General features: G+C 68.4%; 19 protein-coding genes and 1 pseudogene. 13 read left to right on the forward strand and 7 right to left on the reverse strand.

Going from position 1 to position 22,198, the window contains the following annotated elements:
* Positions 1-105 precede the first annotated feature (105 nt).
* The 8 genes from Q664_RS20020 (at position 106) to Q664_RS20055 (ending at position 9,640) form a co-directional block, all read left to right on the forward strand.
* A complete protein-coding gene (locus Q664_RS20020; RefSeq protein WP_043397852.1) occupies positions 106-612 on the forward strand; it encodes a PTS sugar transporter subunit IIA in 507 nt (168 codons plus the stop codon).
* Positions 613-882: 270 nt separating this feature from the next.
* Positions 883-2,031 carry an outer membrane beta-barrel protein gene (locus Q664_RS20025; RefSeq protein WP_043397855.1) on the forward strand — a complete coding sequence of 383 codons (1,149 nt, stop codon included), beginning with the start codon at positions 883-885 and terminating at the stop codon, positions 2,029-2,031.
* 103 nt (positions 2,032-2,134) lie between these two features.
* The gene (kdpF, locus tag Q664_RS20030) at positions 2,135-2,224 is read left to right on the forward strand and encodes a K(+)-transporting ATPase subunit F (protein WP_043397857.1); all 90 of its coding nucleotides are present in this window, start codon (positions 2,135-2,137) and stop codon (positions 2,222-2,224) included.
* Positions 2,225-2,231: 7 nt separating this feature from the next.
* Complete coding sequence (gene kdpA / locus Q664_RS20035; protein WP_043397859.1) at positions 2,232-3,950, forward strand: potassium-transporting ATPase subunit KdpA; 1,719 nt, start codon at positions 2,232-2,234, stop codon at positions 3,948-3,950.
* Positions 3,951-3,954: 4 nt separating this feature from the next.
* Positions 3,955-6,012: a potassium-transporting ATPase subunit KdpB gene (gene kdpB, locus Q664_RS20040; protein WP_043397862.1), complete on the forward strand. Its 2,058-nt coding sequence runs from the start codon at positions 3,955-3,957 to the stop codon at positions 6,010-6,012.
* A gap of 15 nt (positions 6,013-6,027) precedes the next feature.
* The gene (gene kdpC / locus Q664_RS20045) at positions 6,028-6,633 is read left to right on the forward strand and encodes a potassium-transporting ATPase subunit KdpC (protein ID WP_043397865.1); all 606 of its coding nucleotides are present in this window, start codon (positions 6,028-6,030) and stop codon (positions 6,631-6,633) included.
* Positions 6,630-7,790 (forward strand): sensor protein KdpD, encoded by a 1,161-nt coding sequence (locus tag Q664_RS20050; RefSeq protein ID WP_043397868.1) that lies wholly within the window; start codon positions 6,630-6,632, stop codon positions 7,788-7,790. Before kdpC ends, Q664_RS20050 begins: the two co-directional genes overlap by 4 nt.
* Entirely contained in the window at positions 7,787-9,640 is a 1,854-nt protein-coding gene (locus Q664_RS20055; RefSeq protein ID WP_052518406.1) for a HAMP domain-containing sensor histidine kinase, read from the forward strand. Before Q664_RS20050 ends, Q664_RS20055 begins: the two co-directional genes overlap by 4 nt.
* Position 9,641: 1 nt before the next feature.
* Here Q664_RS20055 and Q664_RS20060 read toward each other — a convergent pair whose 3' ends face one another.
* The 3 genes from Q664_RS20060 to Q664_RS20070 all read right to left on the reverse strand — a co-directional run bounded on the left by Q664_RS20060 (position 9,642) and on the right by Q664_RS20070 (position 12,158).
* Positions 9,642-10,202, reverse strand: a complete 561-nt coding sequence (locus tag Q664_RS20060) for a PIN domain-containing protein (RefSeq protein ID WP_063934724.1) — start codon at positions 10,200-10,202, stop codon at positions 9,642-9,644.
* A 36-nt stretch (positions 10,203-10,238) separates the two neighbouring features.
* A complete protein-coding gene (locus tag Q664_RS20065; protein WP_235216783.1) occupies positions 10,239-10,643 on the reverse strand; it encodes a helix-turn-helix domain-containing protein in 405 nt (134 codons plus the stop codon).
* A gap of 165 nt (positions 10,644-10,808) precedes the next feature.
* The gene (locus Q664_RS20070; protein WP_043397899.1) at positions 10,809-12,158 is read right to left on the reverse strand and encodes a sigma-54-dependent transcriptional regulator; all 1,350 of its coding nucleotides are present in this window, start codon (positions 12,156-12,158) and stop codon (positions 10,809-10,811) included.
* Positions 12,159-12,411: 253 nt separating this feature from the next.
* Between Q664_RS20070 and Q664_RS20075 the strand changes: the two genes are divergently transcribed.
* Positions 12,412-13,128, forward strand: a complete 717-nt coding sequence (locus Q664_RS20075) for a DUF3575 domain-containing protein (RefSeq protein ID WP_152622222.1) — start codon at positions 12,412-12,414, stop codon at positions 13,126-13,128.
* Between the two features lie 16 nt (positions 13,129-13,144).
* On the opposite strand, the gene Q664_RS20080 is transcribed toward Q664_RS20075, so the two are convergent.
* The gene (locus Q664_RS20080) at positions 13,145-13,885 is read right to left on the reverse strand and encodes a GNAT family N-acetyltransferase (RefSeq protein WP_052518407.1); all 741 of its coding nucleotides are present in this window, start codon (positions 13,883-13,885) and stop codon (positions 13,145-13,147) included.
* An 84-nt stretch (positions 13,886-13,969) separates the two neighbouring features.
* On the opposite strand from Q664_RS20080, the gene Q664_RS20085 reads away from it, so the two are divergent.
* From Q664_RS20085 to Q664_RS54960, 4 genes are all read left to right on the forward strand, one after another.
* Positions 13,970-15,046, forward strand: coding sequence for a saccharopine dehydrogenase family protein (locus Q664_RS20085; protein ID WP_043397877.1), 1,077 nt, complete (start codon positions 13,970-13,972; stop codon positions 15,044-15,046).
* A gap of 247 nt (positions 15,047-15,293) precedes the next feature.
* On the forward strand, positions 15,294-16,883 hold the full coding sequence (locus Q664_RS20090; RefSeq protein ID WP_043397879.1) for a methyl-accepting chemotaxis protein: 1,590 nt from the start codon (positions 15,294-15,296) through the stop codon (positions 16,881-16,883).
* A gap of 586 nt (positions 16,884-17,469) precedes the next feature.
* On the forward strand, positions 17,470-19,095 hold the full coding sequence (locus Q664_RS54955) for a GmrSD restriction endonuclease domain-containing protein (protein WP_075207470.1): 1,626 nt from the start codon (positions 17,470-17,472) through the stop codon (positions 19,093-19,095).
* A 275-nt stretch (positions 19,096-19,370) separates the two neighbouring features.
* Entirely contained in the window at positions 19,371-19,820 is a 450-nt protein-coding gene (locus tag Q664_RS54960) for an RpnC/YadD family protein (RefSeq protein WP_052518409.1), read from the forward strand.
* Between the two features lie 22 nt (positions 19,821-19,842).
* On the opposite strand, the gene Q664_RS20100 is transcribed toward Q664_RS54960, so the two are convergent.
* The 3 genes and pseudogenes from Q664_RS20100 to Q664_RS20110 all read right to left on the reverse strand — a co-directional run bounded on the left by Q664_RS20100 (position 19,843) and on the right by Q664_RS20110 (position 22,081).
* Positions 19,843-20,733 carry a sulfite exporter TauE/SafE family protein gene (locus Q664_RS20100; RefSeq protein WP_043397881.1) on the reverse strand — a complete coding sequence of 297 codons (891 nt, stop codon included), beginning with the start codon at positions 20,731-20,733 and terminating at the stop codon, positions 19,843-19,845.
* Positions 20,730-21,350, reverse strand: a complete 621-nt coding sequence (locus tag Q664_RS54140; RefSeq protein WP_043397884.1) for a rhodanese-like domain-containing protein — start codon at positions 21,348-21,350, stop codon at positions 20,730-20,732. The genes Q664_RS20100 and Q664_RS54140 overlap by 4 nt, the downstream gene beginning before the upstream one ends.
* Before the next feature lie 25 nt (positions 21,351-21,375).
* Positions 21,376-22,081 (reverse strand): annotated as a pseudogene (locus tag Q664_RS20110) (MBL fold metallo-hydrolase).
* Between the last annotated feature and the right edge of the window lie 117 nt (positions 22,082-22,198).

Raw genomic sequence — 22,198 nt, forward strand, 5'->3', positions numbered from 1 at the left:
CGTCTCTCCATTCCGAGCATGTTCGGAAGAGCGTCCGGTGGCCGTACCGCGGCATGAGCCCGAGTCGGGCGAGCCGCACCGGGGCGTGCTCCAGGGAGGTGTGGGATGCGCTTCACCGATTATCTGTCGGAGGACTGCATCTGTCCGGACCTGACGGCCCGGGACAGGGGGGGCGTGTTGCACGAGCTGGCCGGCCTGCTGGCGGCGAGGACACAAGCACCCCAGCAGCAACTGGAGGAGCAGCTGGTGGCGCGGGAGCGCATCTCCAGCACGGCCATTGGCGAGGGGGTGGCCATTCCCCACTGCCGCTCCGAGAAGCTGCGGAAGATGACGGCGTGTGTGGCCGTGGACCGCGAGGGAGTGGACTTCGGGGCCCGGGACGGGAGGTTGGTGCGGCTCTTCGTGACGCTCGCCTCGCCGACGCACGCGCCGGGGACGCACCTGAGCGTGCTGGCGCGCATCGCGGCGCTGATGCGGGACGCCCGGTTGCGGCAGGCCCTGGTGGAGGCGCGCACGGCCCCCGCCATCCGCGAGCTCCTGGTGCGGGCCGAGGACGCCTACCTGGCCAGCCAGGCCCGCCCCGACGCCAGCACGCACGCACTCGCTCACTAGCCGCGGAGCCCGTGCCGCAGGCGTCTCCACCGGCCCCGCGGGTTGCCGGAGGCGAGGTGGACGGGAACGGGGGCCCGCCGCGCTCCGAGGGGGTGGGGACCATTCTCCCCGGGGTGGGCACGGATGTTCCTTTCAGGGCGCACGGCCCGAAGCGGGCAGGCCGTGCAAGTTGCAACCACGGGGTGGGGACGTTGTTCGTAACCCCTCGGAAGCCCTGGGGTTCATAGGTGGGGAGGGTGGTACGGCGGGTGCTTTGTAGGGGGCACGTCCATGAACCCTGCCCCGCTGACTTCCCTGCTGACTTCCCTGCTGCTCGGCCAGACGACCCCTGCCGGGCCGCCTGCTCCTCCCCCGGCGCCTCCGGCCGAGGAGGAAGCGGCGCCCTCCGCGCTGGAGGCGCTCGTCTCCCGGCTGAAGGTGGAGGGCGGGGTCGACGTCTACTACGGCTACAACTTCAACCGTCCGGCCGATGGCGCCAGCTTCATCCCCGGCACCGGCACCACCGCCAAACGCGACAACGAAATCTCCCTCAACCTCGCCAGCCTGGGGGTGAGCCTGGAGCCGGCGCCGGTGGGCTTCCGGGTGCTGGTGGGCCTCGGCACCTCCATGGAGGTGGTGCACGCCGCGGAGCCGGAGGGGACGGCCATCGGGCCCGACGTGTGGCGCCTGCTCCAGCAGGCCACGCTGTCCTATGCGCATGGCCCCCTGCTGCTGGAGGCCGGCGTGTACCCGAGCCACATCGGCCTGGAGTCCTTCCAGACGCAGCTCAACTGGACGTACACGCGCTCGTGGATGGGCGAGCTGTCGCCCTACTACCAGACGGGCCTCAAGGGCACCTGGACGTTCTCCGAGGCGTGGAGCGCGCAGCTGCACCTGCTCAACGGCTGGCAGACGATTGGCGAGAACAACCGGGGCAAGGCGCTGGGCACCCAGGTGGCCTACGCGGGCGAGCGGCTCTCGGCCGCCTTCAACACCTTCATCGGCGAGGAGGGCTCGGGAGACGCCGCGGGCCTGCGCCTCTTCGCGGACGTGGTGGCCACGTACGAGGTGACGGACACCTTCAGCCTCGCCGCAACCGCCGACGTGGGCACCCAGCGGCGCCCCGGGCTGGACGCGGCCCTCTGGTACGGCGCCGGCCTCAACGCCCGCGTGCAGGTGGCCCGGCCCGTGGCGGTGGCCGCGCGCGCGGAATTCTACAACGACCGGGACGGCCTCATCAGCGGCACGGCCCAGCGGCTCGTGGAGGGCACGCTCACCCTGGAGGTGAAGCCCGCCGAGCACCTCGTCCTCAAGCTGGAGGCGCGGCACGACCGCTCCACCGCGGACGTCTTCGGCGGCGCCGAGACGAACGCCGAGGGCACGCCCGTCCCTCGTTCCACCCAGACCCTCGTGGTGGCCGGTGCCACCGCCTGGTTCTAGGAGTCCCCCATGGACCTCGTCCTCGTTCTGGTGACCGCTGGTTTCTTCGCGCTCGCGTGGGCCTACACCCACGGCTGCGAGCGCCTCTGAGAGGCAACACCCCATGACCTTCGAATACGTCTCCGGCGCCGCGCTCGCGGTGCTGCTCACCGCCTACCTCGTCTACGCGCTGCTCCGGCCGGAGCGCTTCTAGGCCCGCCATGACCCTCCTCGGTTGGTTGCAGATACTCCTCTTCTTCGCGCTGGTGCTGGCGGTGACGAAGCCGCTGGGCCTCTACCTCTTCCACGTCTTCGAGGGGCCCACGCAACCGCTGCCCAAGGTGCTCGGGCCCGTGGAGCGCGTGCTGCTGAAGCTGTGCGGCGTGGACCCGAAGCGCGAGCAGACGTGGGTGCAGTACACCCTGTCCCTGCTGGCCTTCAGCCTCTTCAGCGTGCTCCTCGTCTACCTGCTGCAGCGGCTGCAGCACGTGTTGCCGCTCAACCCCCAGGGCTTCGCGGCGGTGGGGCCCGAGCTGGCCTTCAACACGGCCGTCAGCTTCACCACCAACACCAACTGGCAGGCCTACGGTGGCGAGTCCTCCCTGAGCTACCTCACGCAGATGGCGGGGCTGGCCTGGCAGAACTTCGTGTCCGCGGCGGCGGGCGTCTGCGTGGCGGTGGCGCTCGCGCGTGGCTTCACCCGGCGCCCTGGCCCCGAGGGCCAGAAGACGCTCGGCAACTTCTGGGTGGACCTCGTGCGCGGCACCCTCTACGTGCTGCTGCCCATCTGCACCGTCTACGCGCTCTTCCTCGTGTCCCAGGGCGTGCTGCAGAACCTCGCGCCCTACCGCGAGCTCACCACGCTGGAGGGGGTGAAGCAGACGCTCGCCATGGGCCCGGTGGCCTCGCAGGAGGCCATCAAGATGCTGGGCACCAACGGCGGCGGCTTCTTCAACGCCAACAGCGCCCACCCCTTCGAGAATCCCACGCCGCTCACCAACCTGGTGCAGCTGTTCTCCATCTTCGCCATCCCCGCCGCCCTCACGTACACGTACGGGAAGATGGCGAGGGACACGAAGCAGGGCTGGGCCCTCTTCGCCGCCATGAGCGTCCTCTTCTTCGCGGGCGTGGCCGCCGCCTACGCCGCCGAGTCCCAGGCCAACCCGGCCGTGGCCGCCGCCCAGGTGGCGCAGGCCGGGAACATGGAGGGCAAGGAGGCGCGCTTCGGCATCTCCGCCTCGGCGCTCTTCGCCACCGTCACCACCGACGCCTCCTGCGGCGCCGTCAACTCCATGCACGACAGCTTCACCGCGCTCGGGGGCCTGGTGCCCCTCGTCAACATCCAGCTGGGCGAGGTCATCTTCGGCGGGGTGGGCGCCGGCCTCTACGGCATGCTCGTCATGGTGGTGCTCGCCGTCTTCATCGCCGGCCTCATGGTGGGCCGCACCCCCGAGTACCTCGGCAAGAAAATCGAAGCGAAGGAGATGAAGCTCTCCATGTTGTACGTGCTCATCTTCCCGCTCGTCATCCTCGGGCTGGGCGCGGTGGCGGCGGTGATTCCGCAGGGAGTGTCCTCGCTCAACAACGCGGGGCCCCACGGCCTGTCGGAGATCCTCTACGCGTACTCCAGCGGCACGGGCAACAACGGCAGCGCCTTCGCCGGCCTCAACGCCAACACCCCCTTCTGGAACATCAGCCTGGGCCTGGCCATGCTCGCCGGGCGCTTCCTGATGATCATCCCCGTGCTGGCCATTGCCGGCTCCATGGTGGGCAAGAAGACGGTGGCCCCCGGCCCCGGCACCTTCCCCACCAACGGCGCGCTCTTCACCGGCCTGCTGGTGAGCGTGGTCGTCATCGTCGGCGCGCTCACCTTCTTCCCCGCTCTCTCCCTCGGCCCCCTCGTCGAGCACTTCCTCGGCCAGGCCGGAAAGGTGTTCTGACACCATGACTGCCTCTTCGAAACCCGCGTCGCTCTTCGAGCCGGCTCTCCTCAAGCAGGCCACGCTGGACAGCCTGCGCAAGCTCCACCCCCGGGACGTGGCCCGCAACCCGGTGATGTTCGTGGTGTGGGCCGGCAGCCTGCTCACCACGGTGCTGGTGGTGAGGGACCTCATCACACCGGGGCCCGCGGCCACGCCGGTGTGGTTCACCGTGGCGGTGACGCTGTGGCTGTGGTTCACCGTCCTCTTCGCCAACTTCGCCGAGGCGGTGGCCGAGGGCCGCGGCAAGGCCCAGGCGAGCTCGCTGCGCAAGATGCGCAAGGACACGCTGGCCCGGCGCCTGGTGGACGGACGGGAGGAGCGCGTCCCGGCGCCCAACCTGCGCAAGGATGACCTCGTCGTCTGCGAGGCGGGAGACCTCATCCCCGGTGACGGCGAGGTGGTGGAGGGCATCGCCAGCGTGGACGAGTCCGCCATCACCGGCGAGTCCGCCCCCGTCATCCGTGAGTCCGGCGGCGATCGCTCCTCCGTCACCGGCGGCACCAAGGTGCTCTCCGACCGCATCGTCGTGCGCATCACCGCGGACCCCGGCGAGTCCTTCCTGGACCGGATGATCGGCCTCGTGGAGGGCGCCGCGCGGCAGAAGACGCCCAATGAGCTCGCCTTGCACATCCTGCTGGTGGGCCTCACCGTCGTCTTCCTGCTGGCATGCGTGACGCTGGTGCCGTTGGCGCTCTACTCGGGCGTGAAGCTGTCGGGCACGGCGGTGGTGGCGCTGCTGGTGTGCCTCATTCCGACCACCATCGGTGGCCTGCTGTCGGCCATTGGCATCGCCGGCATGGACCGGCTGCTGCGCAAGAACGTGCTGGCCATGAGTGGCCGCGCGGTGGAGGCGGCGGGAGACGTGGACACGCTGCTGCTGGACAAGACGGGCACCATCACCCTGGGCAATCGCATGGCCACGGAGCTGCTGCCCCTGCCGGGCGTGCGCATGGAGGACCTGGCCGAGGCCTCACAGCTCGCGAGCCTCGCGGACGAGACGCCCGAGGGCCGCTCCATCGTCGTGTTGGTGAAGGACACCTACAAGATGCGCCCGCGCGAGCTTCAGGCGCACCAGGCCACCTTCGTGCCCTTCACCGCGCAGACGCGCATGAGTGGCTGTGACCTCGTGGACCCGCACCCTCGCGGCATCCGCAAGGGCGCGGTGGATGCCGTCATCAAGCACGTGGAGGCCCAGGGCGGCGCTGTCCCGCCCGCGCTTCGCGAGACGGCGGCGCGTATCGGTGACGCGGGTGGCACTCCGCTGGCGGTGGCCGATGGCGCGCGGGTGCTCGGCATCATCCACCTCAAGGACGTGGTGAAGGGCGGCATCAAGGAGCGCTTCGAGCGCTTCCGCGCCATGGGCATCCGCACGGTGATGATCACCGGCGACAACCCGCGCACCGCGGCGGCCATCGCCCGCGAGGCCGGGGTGGACGACTTCCTCGCCGAGGCCACGCCCGAGGCGAAGATGGAGCTCATCCGCACCGAGCAGGCCAAGGGCAAGCTGGTGGCCATGACGGGCGATGGCACCAACGACGCGCCCGCGCTGGCCCAGGCGGACGTGGGCGTGGCGATGAACACCGGCACCCAGGCCGCCAAGGAGGCCGGCAACATGGTGGACCTGGACTCCAACCCCACCAAGCTGCTGGAGGTGGTGGAGGTGGGCAAGCAGCTGCTCATGACGCGCGGCACGCTCACCACCTTCTCCATCGCCAACGACGTGGCCAAGTACTTCGCCATCCTCCCCGCGCTCTTCATGGGCGTGTTCCCGGAGATAGCGCCGCTCAACCTCATGGGCCTCACGTCGCCCTACAGCGCCATCCTCTCCGCCGTCATCTTCAACGCCCTCATCATCATCGCCCTCATTCCGCTGGCCCTGCGCGGCGTGCGCTACCGGCCCCTGGGCGCGGCGGCCCTCCTGCGGCGCAGCCTGCTCCTCTACGGCGTGGGCGGCGTCCTCGTCCCCTTCATCGGCATCAAGGCCATCGACGTGCTCCTCACCGCCGCCGGGCTGGCCTGAGAAAGGACCCTCCCCATGTTCTCCACACTCCTCATCGGTCTGCGCGCCGCGCTCGTCACCCTGGTGCTCACCGGCGTGCTCTACCCGCTGGCCGTCACCGGACTGTCCCAGGCTCTCTTCCACGAGGAAGCCAACGGCTCGCTCGTCACCCACGAGAAGGGCCAGGTGGTGGGCAGCGCCCTCATCGGCCAGGGCTTCTCCCGGCCCGGCTACTTCCAGCCGCGGCCGTCCGCGGCCGGCAACGGCTACGACGCCGCGGCCTCCGGCGGCAGCAACCTCGGGCCCACCTCCCAGAAGCTGAGGGACCGGGCGGTGGCCGAGGCCGGGCGCCTGCGCCAGGAGAACCCGGACGCCCCGGGCCCCGTGCCCGCCGAGCTCGTCACCACCTCGGGCTCGGGACTGGATCCGCACCTGTCTCCCGAGGCCGTGCGCTGGCAGGTGCCCCGCGTGGCCAGTGCCCGCCACGTGGCCCCCGAGCGCATCCTGGCCGTGGTGGACGCGCACACCGAGGGCCGCACCCTGGGAATGCTCGGAGAGCCTCGGGTGAACGTGTTACAGCTCAACCTGGCGTTGGACCGGCGGTTCGGCGAGAGCGTGGGCACGACGGCAGAGGCACCGTGAAGCGGAAGAATCGCGCGGAAGACTTCCTCGAGCTGGTCGAGCGTGGCCGGCGCGGGCGGCTGAAGCTGTACATCGGCTTCGCCGCCGGCGTGGGCAAGACGTACCGCATGCTCGAGGAGTCCCACGCCCTGAAGCAGCGGGGCGTGGACGTGGTGCTCGGCTTCGTCGAGACGCATGGCCGCGCCGAGACGGCCGCGCTCATCGAGGGGCTGGAGGTGGTGCCGCGCGAGGTCTTCACCTACCGGGACGTGGCCGTGGAGGAGATGGATCTGGACGCGGTGCTGGCGCGCAAGCCGCAGGTGGCGGTGGTGGACGAGCTGGCCCACACCAACGTCCCCCTGTGCCGCCACCGCAAGCGCTACCAGGACGTGGAGGAGCTGCTCGCCGCGGGCATCAACGTCATCGGCGCCTTCAACGTGCAGCACCTGGAGAGCCTCAACGACATCATCGAGCGCGCCACCGCCGTCCGCGTGCGCGAGACGATTCCCGACAGCTTCCTCAAGAACGCCGACCAGGTGGTGAACCTGGACCTGGCGGTGGAGGACCTGCACGAGCGGCTGAAGGCGGGGAAGATCTACGCGCCGGACAAGGTGCCGCATGCGTTGGAGGGCTTCTTCAAGCAGGAGAACCTGTCCTCGCTGCGCGAGCTGGCGCTGCGCGAGGTGGCCGAGAGCCTGGACCGGGCCACGGGGACGCGCTCGCGCACGGGCGAGGAGCCGCCGCAGAAGGGAGGTGGCTGGGGCCGGGTGATGGTGGCGCTCAGCAGCAACCCGCCGCACGCTGCCACGCTGCTGCGCAGGGGCTCGCGCATGGCGGGCCGGCTCAACACGGACTGGTTCGTCGTCTACGTGGAGACGCCTGGCGAAGCCCCACACCTCATCGACTCGGAGGCGCAGCGCCACCTGCTGGCCAACATCGAGCTGGCGAAGGAGCTGGGCGCGGAGGTGGTGCGGGTGAAGGGGGCGGAGCCAGTGGCGGCGCTGCTGGACTTCGCCCGCTCGCATGGGGTGGGCCACATCATCGTGGGCCGCTCACGCCAGCCGTGGTGGAAGCAGTTGCTGGGGCTCGCCTCGGACGTACGGCTGTTGCGTGAGGGCGAGGGGTTCGACATCCACGTGGTGTCCTTCACGCCGCCCCAGGAGGAGCGCCAGCCATGAGCCTGCGCGACAAGCTGTTGTGGGCCCAGGTTCCGCTGGCCCTGGCGCTGCTGGTGGTGGGGGTGGTGGCCGTCGGCACGCTCGGCCGGGTGGGGCACGCGGGGCAGGACATCCTCGCGGACAACTACCGCAGCGTGCTGGCCATGCAGCGCATCATCGAGCACCTGGAGCGCCTGGACAGCGCCGCCCTCTTCATCGTCGCGGGCGAGCGGCGGCGCGGTCTGGAGTTGGCGGACGCGCACCTCCAGCCGCTCGAGGTGGAGCTGAAGGTGCAGGAGGACAACGTCACCGAGCCCGGCGAGTCCGAGGCCACCGTCCAGCTGGTGCGGGCCTGGGCTCGCTACCGCTCCACGTACGAGGCCTTCGCCGCCGTGGAGACACCCGCGGCCCGGCACTCGGCCTACTTCAACGAGCTGGCCCCTGCCTTCCGCGATGCCAAGGCGGCCCTCCAGGTCATTCTCGCGCTCAACCAGGACGCCATGGTGCGCAAGAGCGATGCCCTGCAGCGGCAGAGCCGCCGGGTGAATACGCTCATGGTGACGGCGGTGGTGGTGGCGCTGGTGGGTGGTCTGCTCGCCTCGTCCTCGCTCACCCAGCGGGCACTGCGGCCAGTGTCCGTGCTCTCCCAGGCGGTGCGGCGGCTGGGACAGGGGGACCTGGCTACCCGCGCGGTGGTGCAGGGCGAGGATGAGATCGCCCAGCTCGCGCGGGACTTCAACGCCATGGCGGAGGCGCTGCAACGCTACCGGCGGAGCTCGCTGGGAGAGCTGCTCCAGGCGCAGGCCTCCTCGCAGGCCTCCATCGACAGCCTGCCGGACCCGGTGGTGGTGTTCGGCGTGGAGGGCGGGGTGCTCAACGTCAACCGCGCCGCCGAGGAGGTGCTGCGGCTGTCCTTGGAGGGCGGAAGCGCGCTGGGACAGGTGGCGCCGGAGGTGCGCGAGGTGGTGGAGCGGGTGCGCTCGCACGTGCTGGGCGGCAGGGGGCCGTACCTGCCGCGGGGCTACGAGGAGGCGGTGCGGGTGGAGGCCGCGGAGGGAGACCGGTGGCTGCTGCCGCGCGGCAGCCCGGTGTATGGCGAGGGCGGGGGCGTGGTGGGCGCCACGGTGCTGCTCCAGGACGTGACGCGGCTGCGGCGCTTCGACGAGCTGAAGAACGACCTGGTGGCCACGGTGGCGCACGAGTTCCGCACGCCGCTCACCTCGCTGCGCATGGCCATCCACCTGTGCGCCGAGGGCGTGGCGGGCCCCATCACCGAGAAGCAGGCGGATCTGCTGTACGCGGCGCGCGAGGACTGCGAGCGGCTGCAGGGAATCGTCGATGACCTGCTGGACTTGTCCCGGCTGCAATCGGGGCGGGTGGAGCTGGAGGTGCGGCCGGTGTCCACGGAGGCGGTGCTGGAGGCGGCGCTGGCCCCGCACCGGGTGGCGGCGGAGGAGCGGGGCGTGCGGCTGGCCATGGCGCAGGAGCCCGGGTTGGAGCGGGTGGAGGCGGATGCGGAGCGGCTGCAGTTGGTGCTGTCCAACCTGGTGGCGAACGCCGTGCGGCACACCTCGCACGGAGGCGAGGTGGTGGTGAGGGCGCGGCAGGAGGGCGAGCGCGTGCGCTTCGAGGTGGAGGACACGGGCGAGGGGATTGCCCCGGAGCACCAGCAGCGGATTTTCGAGAAGTTCTACCGCGTGCCGGGCGCGAGCACGGGGGGCGCGGGGCTGGGCCTGTCCATCGCGCAGGAAATCGTCCAGGCGCATGGGGGAGAGATGGGGCTCTCCAGCCAGCCCGGCGTGGGGAGCACGTTCTGGTTCACCCTGCCGCGGACCGGGGGAGCGGAGTCCGCTCCGACGTTCGAGCGCTGATTCAATCGCCGAGTTCTTCGCGGATGAGCTGGACGAACTCGGGGACTGTCTTCGCGAGTCCGTTGAGGAGTTGGGGCAGCGCCATGGGCGGTCGGCGCAGTGCTGAGGCCTGGTGCTTCAGGAGCGCCACGATTCCGGGTGGGTCGAGATCGAACAGGTTGACCAGGAACTCATCCGGATGCTGCGCCTCGATGTTGGGGGGAAGGTCCCTGGCCCGGAAGTGCTTCAGGTTGCTCGTGACGATGACCTGTGCATGGGCGTGAAGGGCCGCCGCGACGACGTGGCGATCTCCTTCGTGGTTGTGCACGGCTGGAACGAGCGCCTCGTGACCAGTCACCAGTGCATCGGGAAAGTGCTTCCGCATCTGGGCCACGAGGGAGTGTGCCTGCTCCGTTGTCGTCGTCCCCGTCCGCACGAGGTTGCGGCGCATCTCCTCCAGGATTTGAGCGCTCCAGTAGGGTTGGTAGAACCCCGCGTGCGCGGCCCAGAGCAAGGTGTCTCGGAGAGAGAAGGGAAAGAGCACGCAAGCGTCGAGGACGACCTTGAACGTGGAGGTGAGCACGGACAGGCCCACCTTAAACCTGCCCTACCTCGGAGGTCAACTACACTCGGAGTAGCCTCCGAAGTCCTGGCTCATCTGCATGAGCGCGAGCAGACCCTGCTCGCGCTGGTCATCGCGCTTCTTCTTGTACTCGAGCAGATCGTTGATGCGGATGCGCCGGTGCTTTCCCGTCTTCGTGTAGGGAATGGCTCCCTCATCCAGGAGGCGGACCAGGTACTGGCGGGAGACGTTGAGCAGATCGGCGGCCTGTTGCGAGGTGAGTTGCTTGTGAACCGGGACCACGGTCACCGCGTCTCCCCGGGCCAGCACCGAGACGATCTGGCGGAGGAGATGGAAGACGGGTTCGGGCAGTTCGAGCGTCTCCCCTTTGGGGCCAACGAGCCTGGGCCGCTGCGTTCGCTTGCCCTCCATGAACCGGGCCAATTCGACGACCTCGGCCAAGGCATGCTCGGAAGCGGAAACCGGATCTTCCCTCTCCGGAATCGTGGGCGTGGAGGCTTTGCGCGAGCGAGGCATACCCACGAATGTACGAATATTCGTCCCAAACGCAACCACCTCGGAGGTAGCTCGCTCGGCTGGCGAACACCGGCTGGAGTGCGGCTTCCCTCAACCCGCGCTGCCTGGAGTCGACTCGTACTTCTTGCGCTTGCGCCAGAGCGTGGACGCGTCGATGCCGAGGACGTGCGCGGCCTCGTCCAGGGTAGGGGCGCTCGCCATCACCCGGAGGATGTGCTCGCGCTCCACCTCCTCCAGCGTGTGCGGCCCCCCCAGCGCCACCACCGAGCCCGTGGCCGCGGCGATGCGCTCCGGGAAGGCCTGCGGCTCCAGCACCTCCGCCGGCCAGACGATGAGCGCCCGCTCCAGGGCGTTGCGCAGCTCGCGCACGTTGCCCGGCCACCCATAGGCCAGCATCATCTTCTCCGTCGCCGGGGACAGCTCCGGCACCGGCCGCTTCGCCGTGCGCGCGAAGAAGGCCAGGAAGCGTCTGGCCAGCGGGAGGATGTCCTCGGACCGCTCGCGCAGCGCCGGCAGCGTCACCTCGATGACGTTGAGCCGGTAGAGCAGATCCTCCCGGAAGTGGCTCTCGGCCACGGCCTTCTCCAGGTCCCGGTTGGTCGCCGCCACCACCCGTACGTCCGCCCGGCGCGTGCGGCCCTCGCCCAGGCGCTCGAATTGCTTCTCCTGCAGGAAGCGCAACAACTGCGCCTGCAGCGCGGGAGCCATCTCCGTCACCTCGTCCAGGAAGAGCGTGCCGCCCTCGGCCTGCTCCACCCGGCCCGGCTGGTCCCTCACCGCGCCCGTGAAGGCCCCGCGCACGTGGCCGAAGAGCTCGCTGGAGAGCAGCTGCTCGGAGAGAGCGGGACAGTTGACGGTGACGAAGGGCCGTCGGCGCCGCGCGCTCATGGAATGCAGGGCCCGCGCGAGCACCCCCTTGCCCGTTCCGCTCTCGCCCCGCAGCAGCACCGCCGCGTCCGAGGCCGCCGCCCGGGTGATGAGTGCGAGCGCCGCGTGCATGGCCGGCGAGGCCGTCTCCAGCGTGGCCTCGGGCACCGACTGCGCGAGCTGCCCCTCCAGGTTGCCCAGTTGCGAGCTCAGCTCCTGGTGGGCGCGCGTCTTGTCCACGAGGTGCCGTATCTGCGCGGGGGTGAAGGGCTTGGGGAGGTAGTCGCGCGCCCCGCGCTTCATCGCCTCCACCGCGGTGTCGAAGGTGGCGTAGGCGGTGATGAGGACGATATCCAGGGTGGGCGACTCGGCGAGCAGGCGGGGCAGCAGGTCCAACCCGCTCGCGGTGCCCAGGCGCAGATCCACGAAGGCCAGGTCCGCCGGGGACTGGGCGAGCGCGGCGAGCGCGGCGTCGGCCGTGGCCGCCTCGCGTACCTCGCAGCCCAGGCCCTCCAGGCACATGCGCAGCGTGGCGCGGATGTTCCGCTCGTCGTCCACCACCAGCACCCGCATCGGGCGCGGTTCCACCACGGGCGCCACAGCTCCGGTTTCCATGTCCTCATCCTAATGGTGCCCTGGCCGTGTTGCCGTGCCTCTGGGAGCGCCGCGGGAGGACAGAATGTCTCGTGAGCCACCGGAGGGCGCTGGCCAATCTGGCAGCCCCGGGGGCCATGTCACGGGCGTTTCGCTCTTGGGCCGAGCATGGCACGTGCGCTGCAGACGTCCGCATCATGCCGTGGGCCGGACGGCCAATGGAGGGAGTGCGATGCGGACGATGATGCAGAGGGCGATGCGGTGGGCGGTTCGTGCAGCCGGAGTGGGACTGGGACTGGTGCCGATGACGGGCAGCGCCCAGGAGCAGGAGGTGCCCGGGGAGGCTCAAGAGGCGCGGCGTACGCTGGTGATGGCGCTGCCGGGGACGCCGGTCTCGAGCATCTGGGGCCTGGTGGGCCAGTTGGGCGCCGGGGTGGAGCACGCCGTGAGTCCGCATGTGGCGTTGGTGGGCTCGGTGCAGGTGTCGGCGTCGCTCCAGGGCACCGACTCCTTCTACCGCGATGGCTCGGGCTCCTCCGGCCAGACGTGGGGCGTGGGGGTGGATCCGGGCGTGCACTTCTATCTGACCGGCCGTGCCCCCGAGGGACTCTGGGTGGGGCCCCACCTGGAGCTGGGCACGTACCACTGGACCACCCGGAACGAGTACCTCATGCCGGAACCCAACTCGGGCGGGGTGGAGCTGGTGACCGTGGAGTCGAGATCCCGCACGGTGCAGTACGGTGGGAGCGCTCGTGTGGGCTACACCGCCATCCTGGCTCCGGGATTGACCTTCCAGGTGGGCGCGGGACTGTCAGCGCTCTCCAGCCGCAGCACCCTCTTTGGTACGCCGAGCGCGGGGAGCGGAGGGCCGGCGAACGCCAGCATGAACAACATCCGCAACTGGTCCCTCTCCCCGCGCATGACGCTCGGCGTGGGCTGGGCCTTCTGAGGGCTCCGGACGGGCGCTACTCCGCGTCCGGCTCCGGGGCTTCCGGCACGGGCGCGATGGCCACCTTCCTCCGGGCGCCACCGGAGGCCGCCCGCTTCGCCCGGGTCTTCCTGCCCACGAGCGAGGGTCCGCTCACCTCCTCGGGCATGAGGCCCGTGGAGGGCGTGCCCTCGGAGCGCGCGGGCCGCGGCTTGATGCGGCGCGGGGGCAACAGGTCCGGCTCGCCGGGCACCTTCTGCGCGAGGAAGATGGCCGCGTCCAGCTTGTAGAAGTTGCGCGCCCGGTACCACGAGAGCGCGGACTCGTTGTTCTCCGCCACCTCCAGCACCAGGTGCGTGCAGCCCCGCGTCCGCGCCAGGTGCTGCAACTGCTCCATGATGAAGCTGCCCACGCCCCGGCCCTGGTAGTCCGGGTGCACCGCCAGCTCCTCGACGAAGAGCGGCCGCATGCCCCGCTTCTCGAACCAGCGCGGGTTCACCCAGTTGTCGTCCCCCGTGGCCTCGAAGGCGCACTCGGAGTAGCCGACGATGTCCCCGTTCACCTCGTAGACGAGCTGTTCGATCCACTCCGAGGAGTACACCTCGAGGAAGCGCCGTTTGGAGCGGGGCCGCTGGTACTCCACCGTCTCGCGGTTGACATCCCGGAAGACGAGCTTGAGGAATTCCCAGGCCCGGTTCAAATCCCTCCGGTGGATGCGCCGCACGCGCACCTCCAGCGTGTCCTTCTTGCGCGAGGAGGGAGGTTTCGTCTCACTCATATACCCCACACTCCTAGCCGACTCGGCGGCGCGATGCGCGGGGAACCGTACGCGACTACCCACTGCCCGGCATATGGTGCGCGCGTGAACCCTCCGAAGAACCCGACTCCCCGTTGGCTGTTGTATGGCGCCACCGGCTATACCGGTGTCCTCATCGCCGAGGAGGCCGTGCGTCGCGGCCACAAACCCGTATTGGCCGGCCGCTCGCGCGAGAAGCTCGCCCCGCTGGCCTCGCGGCTCGGGCTGGACGCGGTGGCCGTGGGCCTCGACGACATGCGCGGGCTGGTGTCCGTCCTGGAAGGCCTGCCCCTGGTGGTGCATGCCGCCGGCCCCTTCGTGCACACCAGCGAGCCCATGGTGCAGGCCTGCCTCGCCGCTGGCGCCCACTACCTGGACATCACCGGCGAGATTCCCATCCTCGAGAACACCCTCCGCCACGACGCCGAGGCGAAGCGCCGGGGGGTCGTCCTGATGTCCGGCGTGGGCTTCGACGTGGTGCCCACCGACTGCCTCGCCCGCTACGTGGCGGACAAGGTGCCCGGCGCGCACGAGCTGGAGCTGGCCATCGCCGCCGCCGCCCAGCCGAGCGCCGGCACCGCGAAGTCCATGTTGGAGGGCCTGCCCTCCGGAGGCTTCGTGCGCCGGGGCGGCCAGCTCCAGCCGTGGCCCATGGGGCAGGGCGTGCGCCGGGTGCGTTTCTCCGACAAGGAGCGCACCGTCGTCCCCATTCCCTGGGGAGACCTGGTGACGGCCTGGCACTCCACCGCCATTCCCAACATCACCACCTATATGGCCCAGCCGGCGGCCGTGGCCCACGCCCTGCGCTTCACCTTCCCCGTGCTCCGGCGGGTGGTGGCGGTGGAGGCCGTGCGCGAGCAACTGGCGAAGCTGGTGGAGGCGCGCGTCCAGGGGCCGGATGAGGCACTGCGTCAGCGGGGCCGCTCCCAGGTGTGGGCCGGGGCGCGCGCGCCGGACGGGCGGCGGGCGGAGGCGGTGCTGGAGACGCCCGAGGCCTACGCCTTCACCGCCCGTGCCACGGTGCGCGCGGTGGAGGAGGTGCTGGCTGGAGCGCGGCGGGGCGCCTTCACCCCGGCCCAGGCCTTCGGCGCGGACTTCGTCCTCTCCGTCGAGGGCGTGCGCCGCATGGACCTGCCCACGTAGGGGAACCCATGACGGCCGGTTACCCACCAGGCGGGGAGGCTCGAAGGGGAGACGCGGGGTCACCCCCACCCCGGGTGGTGGCTGACATCCCTGGACGGGGGCGGCGCGCGCCAGGGAAGCGCATCCGATATCCTGCGGCCCGTGCGCGGCGGAGTCCGCCGCCCGTGGGGAAGCGCGGAGCCACGAGGGCCCGCGGAGGAAGGAGAACCATGTCCAGGCGTTGCTCGTCCCGGGCCGAGGGGGGCCGATGACGTTCAAGCGGAAGGTCTTCCTCCTGCCGGTGGTGGCCACCCTCTTCCTGCTGGGCATCCTCGGGGGCTCGGTGGTGGTGGGCCAGGACTCGGCGCGGTTGAGCCGGCATATCGCGGACGGGTACACGCCCGCGCTCGCCACGGCGCGGAGCCTGGAGTCGCGGGCGGCCTCGCTCGAGGCGGGCCTGCGCGAGGCGTACCAGGGGCGGGACGCGGCCCGGCGGGTGACGCTGGGCGAGCAGGCGAAGGACTTCGAGGCGGAGCTGGAGCGGAGCGCGGGCAACCCGGTGATGGAGGCTTCCCGGCTGAAGTCGCTGGACGAGGCCTTCGACGGCTTCTGGGCACAGGGGCAGCGCGCCCTGGAGCTGGCGGCACGGGGAGCGCCGGAGGCGGAGGCGGCCTTCGCGCAGGCGATGGAGCGCTCGGTGACGCTGAGGCAGTTGCTGCGCGGCACCGGCGAGTGGGCCCATGCCGGGCTGGATCGCTCCTTCGACGAGATGAGCGTGCTGCAGCGCGGGCGGCAGGTGTGGGTCATCAGCCTGACGGTGCTGTGCATCCTGGCGCTGTGGGGGCTGTCGCTCTGGCTGGTGCGGGGCGTGGTGGGGCCGCTCCAGCGGCTGACGCGGGTGACCACGCGCATCGCCACCGAGGGAGACCTCACGCAGCGCATCGACGTGGACTCCGAGGACGAGCTGGGCGAGCTGGCGCGGGGCATCGAAGCACTGGTGATGCGGCTGCGCACGGTGCCGGTGACGCTGGAGGGCGTGCTGGGCGAGCTGACGGAGGCGGCCGAGCGGCTCACCGAGGCGAGCCAGCGGCAGCTCACGTTCCTCAGCCACCAGTCGCGCAGCCTGTCGGAAGCGGGCTCGACGATGAGTGAGATCGCCCAGACGTCGAACCTGGCGGCGAGCCGGGCGGAGATGGTGCTGCGGGTGGCGGCGCAGGCGGATGCGTTCAGCGCGTCGGGGCGCCAGTCCATCGAGAGCAGCGCCCAGGGGTTGCAGCAGTTGCGCGAGCGGGTGGATGCGCTGATGCGCAGCGTGGCGCACCTGTCGGAGCAGGCGGCGCGGGCCGGGGAGATCATCGGCAGCGTGAGGGACCTGGCGGACCAGTCGAACGTGCTGGCGCTCAATGCGTCCATCGAGGCGGCGCGAGCGGGGGACGAGGGGCGGGGCTTCGCGGTGGTGGCGCGGGAGATGCGGGCGCTCAGCGGTCAGTCGGTGCAGAGCACGCAGCGCATCGGGAAGATATTGCTGGAGATCAACCAGGCCATCCGCCGGGCGGTGTCCATCGCGGAGCAGGACAGCCAGCAGATGGAGGCGGGAATCGTCCAGGTGATGACGTCCGCGGACCGGCTGAAGGAGATCACCACGGTGGTGCACGAGAGCAGCCAGGCGGCGAAGCAGATCGTCGCCTCGGTGACGCAGCAGAACGCGGGCATCGCGCAGATGACCAACGTGATGACGACGCTGTCGCAGATGATGGGCGACGTGGTGGAGTCCACGATGAACGCCGAGGAGTCGGTGATGCGGATGAACGCGACGCTCGCGCGGCTGAAGCAGGTGGCCACGAGCTTCCGCGTGTAGCCCCCAGCCGGCATGCCACCATGCGGAGCGGCTCAACAAAAAAACCACTGTGCTCAAGAACCCCTCGCCCTATGGGAGAGGGACGGGGTGAGGGGGCCAGGGCCCTGAGTTGGATCTGTGCATGCAGTGTCTCCTCGACTGTGGAGACGGCTGTGGCCTATTCCGGATTGACGGTCGACCCAGCGTAAATGCCTGGGAATGCCGTAGGCGATTGTGCTACCGCTTCCTGGTTGTGTGGGGCCTACAGCAAAGATGCAGCATACGGCTCTCTTTTTGTAGGCCCGTCACAGCCGCACTGGCGGGCTGCGCGCTTGTTCGATCCTACTGAACTTCACAGGAATCCTAAACGAGAAGCGGGCCGACTAGTCCGGGAACAGAATGGTAATTTGGGGGGCTGCTCAAACCTGACCGGAATAGTTTCTGCCTCTGCGACTTTATGCCCAGCAGCCGCTGTACTCGCACGTGGCGTGCACCTGACGGGCCATACTTGGTCGGAGCTGTCGGTCCTTTGGACCACTGTGATGCCAACGGAGAGTTTGTCCCTGCTCGCTTGACAAGGATGTGCCATTCAACGCTCAATTGGCGAATGGCAGATACGAACGCACCAACGGCACCAGTTAAAGATCCGCAGCCCAGCGTCGATCGCATCGAAGACCTCGCTCGGCGCATTCTGCATGGAGATATTCTTCTCCCGAAGTTTCAAAGAGCATTCGTTTGGGAACGGAAGCAAATCCTATCGCTACTCGATTCGGTAGCTAAGGGCTATCCGATTGGTAGCATTTTGCTTTGGCAAAGTCGTCAAGAGTTGATGAGTGAGAATCGGATCGCCGATCTGGAAATTAAATTGCCAAAACCAGATTATCCTGTCAACTACTTGCTCGATGGCCAGCAGCGACTGTCAACCATCTGCGGTGCACTCTACTGGAAGGGTGACGATCCTGAGAGCCACTGGAACATTGCTTACGATCTGAGGGACAAGAAGTTCGTTCATCTTGACACACTTGAAGATCCTGCACCGCATCAGATTCGTGTGAGCAAACTGTCTGATCCTGCTGCGTTCTTCAAGCATGTTTATGCACTCGATACACTAACGGCTCCCGACAGAGACCAGCTGAAGGTAAATGCCGACACTCTCTTCAATCGATTCAAGGATTATAAGATCGCGGCAGTGACATTGGGCGATATGTCCATACAGGATGTGGCCCCAATTTTTGAAAGAATCAATAGCGAAGGAACAAGGCTCACTGTAGTGGACTTGATGCGAGCCGCGACATGGAGCAAAGACTTCGACTTGGTCGATTCTATCGATGGCATCCTTGAAGATTTGACCGAGAAGAATTTCGAGGAGATCGATAGAAAAGTAGTGTTGCGTAACGTTTCAGCATCAGTCGGAGGCGGTTTCTCTGCTGAAAGCATTGACAAACTGAGAAATCATACATCTGCCGAGTTGAAAGAAGCTGTGGCGGCTACCCGAGAGGCGTATAAGAGGGCAGTCGACTATCTGGTGACGCAAATCAGGATTCCTGATGCCCGCGTATTGCCATATGCCCATCAGATGACTGTCTTGGTAGAGATCTTCCGGCGCATTCCCAGCCCATCGGCTACCCAGTTCAGGGAAATTGAATCTATGTTCTGGAAGACAGCGCTGTCGGGCTACTTCAGTGGTTGGAACACGGGGTCTATGGCCAGGGATCAAATTGCAGTTCATGAATTCGCAGAAGGGAAGGCGCCGACTCTGGGATTTGATTTTCACGATCCATCCCATACCATCTGGAAGTCTAGAACTTTTAGGTCCAACAACGCTCATTCGAAGACCTTCGCCATCATTCTTAGCCATTATGGGCCGGTCGATCTTCTTACTGGTCAAAAGATCGATACCTCCAGTGCCTTGTCGTGGACAAACCAAAAGGAATTCCATCATTTCTTCCCAAGAAAATACTTGGAGAGTTGTGGAGAAAAGGCGGACCGAATCAATGCACTCGCCAATATTGTTCTGCTGACTTCCGCAAGTAACAAAACCATCTCGGCGAGTAAGCCTTCGATTTATTTGAAAGAAGTGGAAAAGGCGGCAGGCCCAAGCCTTGCTCAGTGGCTTGACTCGAACTTGATTCCCATGAGTGCGTTCAAGGCAGGTCTCAAGAATGATTTTGATGGGTTTCTTGAAGAGCGTGCCAAGGCAATTCATGCTGCGATTCAAGCTAAAATTCATTAGCGGATGTGTTGTGCTTGGATTTGAGAGCCAAGTACATGGCGCCAGTGCTGACTTCGCTCGATGACAACGAGCGATAGTGTGGACTTGGCGCGGCTAAGGAAAGAGAGCCGCCAGCTTGGAGCGCAGCGGCGGCCTGTTCCTTGGATAAGACTCGGCGCGAAGCATGAGGTGGCTGACGCTGAGAAAGCTCACTGCTCTGTATGCATGTGCGTCAAGTGGGCATGACCCGCGCGGGCTTCTGCGCTTGGAATAAATTAACGACACTATCGTGGCTGGTGCTGCGCTACGGACGTACCGGGGAACTGGCGCGGAAGCTGCCGGACTGGGTGGCGCTCTTCGCGCAGGTGTACGAGGCCACCGGAGGAGCCGAGCATCTGGTGGTCGTCATTCGCTACCTGCTGTGGGTAGAGAAGGATGCGGCCGTCCACACGGCGGCGAGGCGGGTGTTACATTCGGTGCTGGATGAGCAGCGCGCGGAGGAGTTGATGGGAACCTGGGCCGAGGAAATGTTGGAGCGAGGCGTCCAGAAGGGTCTGGCCAAGGGGTTGCAGCAGGGGCTGAGCGGGGGCATCCTGCGGATTCTTGGCGCACGCGGTGTGCACGTCGACGAGGAAGCCCGTCAGCGCATCCTCGACTGCACGGACGTGGCGACCCTCGATCGTTGGTTCGATCGGGCCCTGAACGCGATCACCCTCTCCGACGTGTTGGATGACCGCGCACAGTAGGCTTGCCCGCGAGCGTTCCCGCTCACGGGTCCACCGTGTTCCCGCGGTTGCTCCGGAACAACAGCGCATAGGGCAGTGACACCGCGCTCACCACCCCCACGAGCCCGAGCCAGGGCCACGGCGTGGCGAGCATCGGCGTGATTCCCGCGCGTACCGAGGGAGGTATCTGTCCGGCGAGCATGACGCAGGCGATGCCGAGCACGAACACGGCGAAGCCCTTGCGCAGCACTCGCGGGGAGACATGGCCCGCGAGGAGCCCACCCAGGAAGCTGCCTCCCACGGCCGTACCCACCACGGCCGCCGTCAGTCCCCACGGAAGCTGGACATGGCCCAGGTGCCCGAGCAGTCCGGCGAAGCACTGGAGCGAGATGACGACGAGCGAGGTTCCCACGGCGGCCTGCGTGGGCAGTCCCACCAGCACGAGCGCGGGAACGATGAGGAAGCCCCCTCCCGCCCCCACGAGTCCCGACAGCAGGCCCACGGCGGCGCCCTGGGCGAGCACGCGCGGCACGGGCAGGAGCACCGGCGCCTGCTCGGAGTCACCCGGTTCGTTGGGCGCCTCCTTGCGCCGCAGCATGGCCACGGCGGCGGCCACCATGATGGCGCAGAAGAGCAGCAGCAGCAGCCCCGGAGGAACCCACTGCGCCAGCCTCCCGCCGAGGAACGCGCCGGACATGCCTCCGGCTCCGAAGATGAGGGCCGTACGCCAGCGCACCCGTCCGGCCCGCGCGTGCATCACCACGGCCGAGGCGCTGGTGAGGCCCACCACCAGCAGGGACATGGCGATGGCCGTCTTCGGCTCGACGCCGAGGACGTACACCAGCAGGGGCACGGTGAGGATGGAGCCGCCGCCGCCCAGCAGCCCCAGTGACACCCCGATGAGCAGCGAGGCGGCGATCCCGAGCATCATCATGCGGCGCTGCTCTCCGGGCGCGATACGGCGAGAAGATCCCTGCACTCGCGCAGCATTCCCTCCCAGGCGCCCGGGTCCTTCACCGCCGCCTGTCCGGCCGCCCGCAGCAGGTCGAGCATGCAGAGGAGCTGGGCATGCGTGGGTGCTCCGCCCCGCGCCTGGAGCAGTCCGAGTGGAAGGGACGCGGGCACGCCGCCGCCCAGCTCCAGCATCCGCGTGAGCAGCGTGTCGAGCACGTCCGCCACCTGGAGCTCGGGCGGGTGCTCCGCGCGCACCACCGGCAGCCCCGTCTCGTTCCACGCGAGCATCCCCCCGCGCAGGTTCATCACCCGCTGGAAGCCCTGACGCACGAGCTGCGCGGCGGCCCGGCCCGAGCGCACCCCGGAACGGCACACCATCACCAGCTCCGCGTCACGTGGCCAGCTCCCGGCCTCCTGCTCCACCGTACTCAGCGGCACGAGCTTCGCCCCCAGGATGTGCCCGAGCAGTCCGTCGAACTCCGAGGGCTCGCGCACGTCCACCAGCCGCACCTCGTTCCGCTCCCCGGCCACCGCGCTCACGTCCACGTCCCGGTAGCCCTCCGCGTGCGGAGTACCCTTCTCGTACAGTGCGCTCATCGTGTGTCCTCCGTGCCGCGGGGGCTCAGCTCAGCACCTGGGGCACGGGCGCGGGCTTCCCGCACGCACGGTTCGCGGGCACCGCGACGTCCAGCTTCTTGGGCGGCGCCAGCTTGCGGTTGTTCATGAACTCGATGAACCACTCGCGGCTCCTGCCCGCCAGCCGCGGGTTGTGGCGCTTCTCCTCGCCGATGGTGCTCATCGTCTGGCCCGCGTAATCGTGGCCCGGGTACACCTCGGTCTCGTCCGGCAGCGTGAAGAGCTTTCGCGTGATGGCGTCGTAGAGCTGCCCGGCATCGCCATTCTGGAAGTCCGTGCGCCCACAGGAGCGGATGAGCAGCGCGTCGCCCGTGAAGAGCTTGTTGCCCACCCGGAAGCTCACGCTGTCATCCGTGTGTCCCGGCGTGGCGAGCACCTGGATGCTCAGCCCGCCCAGTGCCAGCTCCTCGCCATCCTTCACCGGCCGGTCCACGCACGGCGCTCCCGCCGCGCTCGCCGCCACCCTCGCTCCCGTCAGCTCCCTCAGCCGCCCCGCTCCCGTGACGTGGTCCGCATGGATGTGCGTCTCCAGCACCAGCACCAGCTTCAGGCCCAGCTCCTTCACCAGTTGGAGCTCCCTCTCCACCTGCTCGAGCACCGGGTCCACGAGCGCCGCCTCGCCCGTCGTCTCGTCGGCGATGAGGTAGGTGTACGTCCACGTTTTCCTGATCGAAGAGCTGTCGGAAGAGCATGTCCGCCCCCATTGCGAGGGCCGTGCCAGGGACTCCCTCTCCCTCTGGGAGAGGAGCCCCCCGTCGTTCAAAGGGGGGGCAAGCCCCCGGGGTGAGGGTGTTCTCAGAGGGCGCTGA

This window comes from Archangium violaceum Cb vi76, from assembly GCF_000733295.1.
Lineage (GTDB): Bacteria > Myxococcota > Myxococcia > Myxococcales > Myxococcaceae > Archangium > Archangium violaceum.

Excerpts from the sequence above, each read along its gene's own strand:
- Q664_RS20020 (WP_043397852.1), top strand. The coding sequence starts at position 106 with ATGCGCTTCACCGATTATCTGTCGGAGGACTGCATCTGTCCGGACCTG.
- Q664_RS20025 (WP_043397855.1), top strand. The coding sequence starts at position 883 with ATGAACCCTGCCCCGCTGACTTCCCTGCTGACTTCCCTGCTGCTCGGC.
- kdpF (WP_043397857.1), top strand. The coding sequence starts at position 2,135 with ATGACCTTCGAATACGTCTCCGGCGCCGCGCTCGCGGTGCTGCTCACC.
- kdpA (WP_043397859.1), top strand. The coding sequence starts at position 2,232 with ATGACCCTCCTCGGTTGGTTGCAGATACTCCTCTTCTTCGCGCTGGTG.
- kdpB (WP_043397862.1), top strand. The coding sequence starts at position 3,955 with ATGACTGCCTCTTCGAAACCCGCGTCGCTCTTCGAGCCGGCTCTCCTC.
- kdpC (WP_043397865.1), top strand. The coding sequence starts at position 6,028 with ATGTTCTCCACACTCCTCATCGGTCTGCGCGCCGCGCTCGTCACCCTG.
- Q664_RS20055 (WP_052518406.1), top strand. The coding sequence starts at position 7,787 with ATGAGCCTGCGCGACAAGCTGTTGTGGGCCCAGGTTCCGCTGGCCCTG.
- Q664_RS20070 (WP_043397899.1), bottom strand. The coding sequence starts at position 12,158 with ATGCGGGTGCTGGTGGTGGACGACGAGCGGAACATCCGCGCCACGCTG.
- Q664_RS20075 (WP_152622222.1), top strand. The coding sequence starts at position 12,412 with ATGCGGACGATGATGCAGAGGGCGATGCGGTGGGCGGTTCGTGCAGCC.
- Q664_RS20080 (WP_052518407.1), bottom strand. The coding sequence starts at position 13,885 with ATGAGTGAGACGAAACCTCCCTCCTCGCGCAAGAAGGACACGCTGGAG.
- Q664_RS20090 (WP_043397879.1), top strand. The coding sequence starts at position 15,294 with ATGACGTTCAAGCGGAAGGTCTTCCTCCTGCCGGTGGTGGCCACCCTC.
- Q664_RS54955 (WP_075207470.1), top strand. The coding sequence starts at position 17,470 with ATGGCAGATACGAACGCACCAACGGCACCAGTTAAAGATCCGCAGCCC.
- Q664_RS20100 (WP_043397881.1), bottom strand. The coding sequence starts at position 20,733 with ATGATGATGCTCGGGATCGCCGCCTCGCTGCTCATCGGGGTGTCACTG.
- Q664_RS54140 (WP_043397884.1), bottom strand. The coding sequence starts at position 21,350 with ATGAGCGCACTGTACGAGAAGGGTACTCCGCACGCGGAGGGCTACCGG.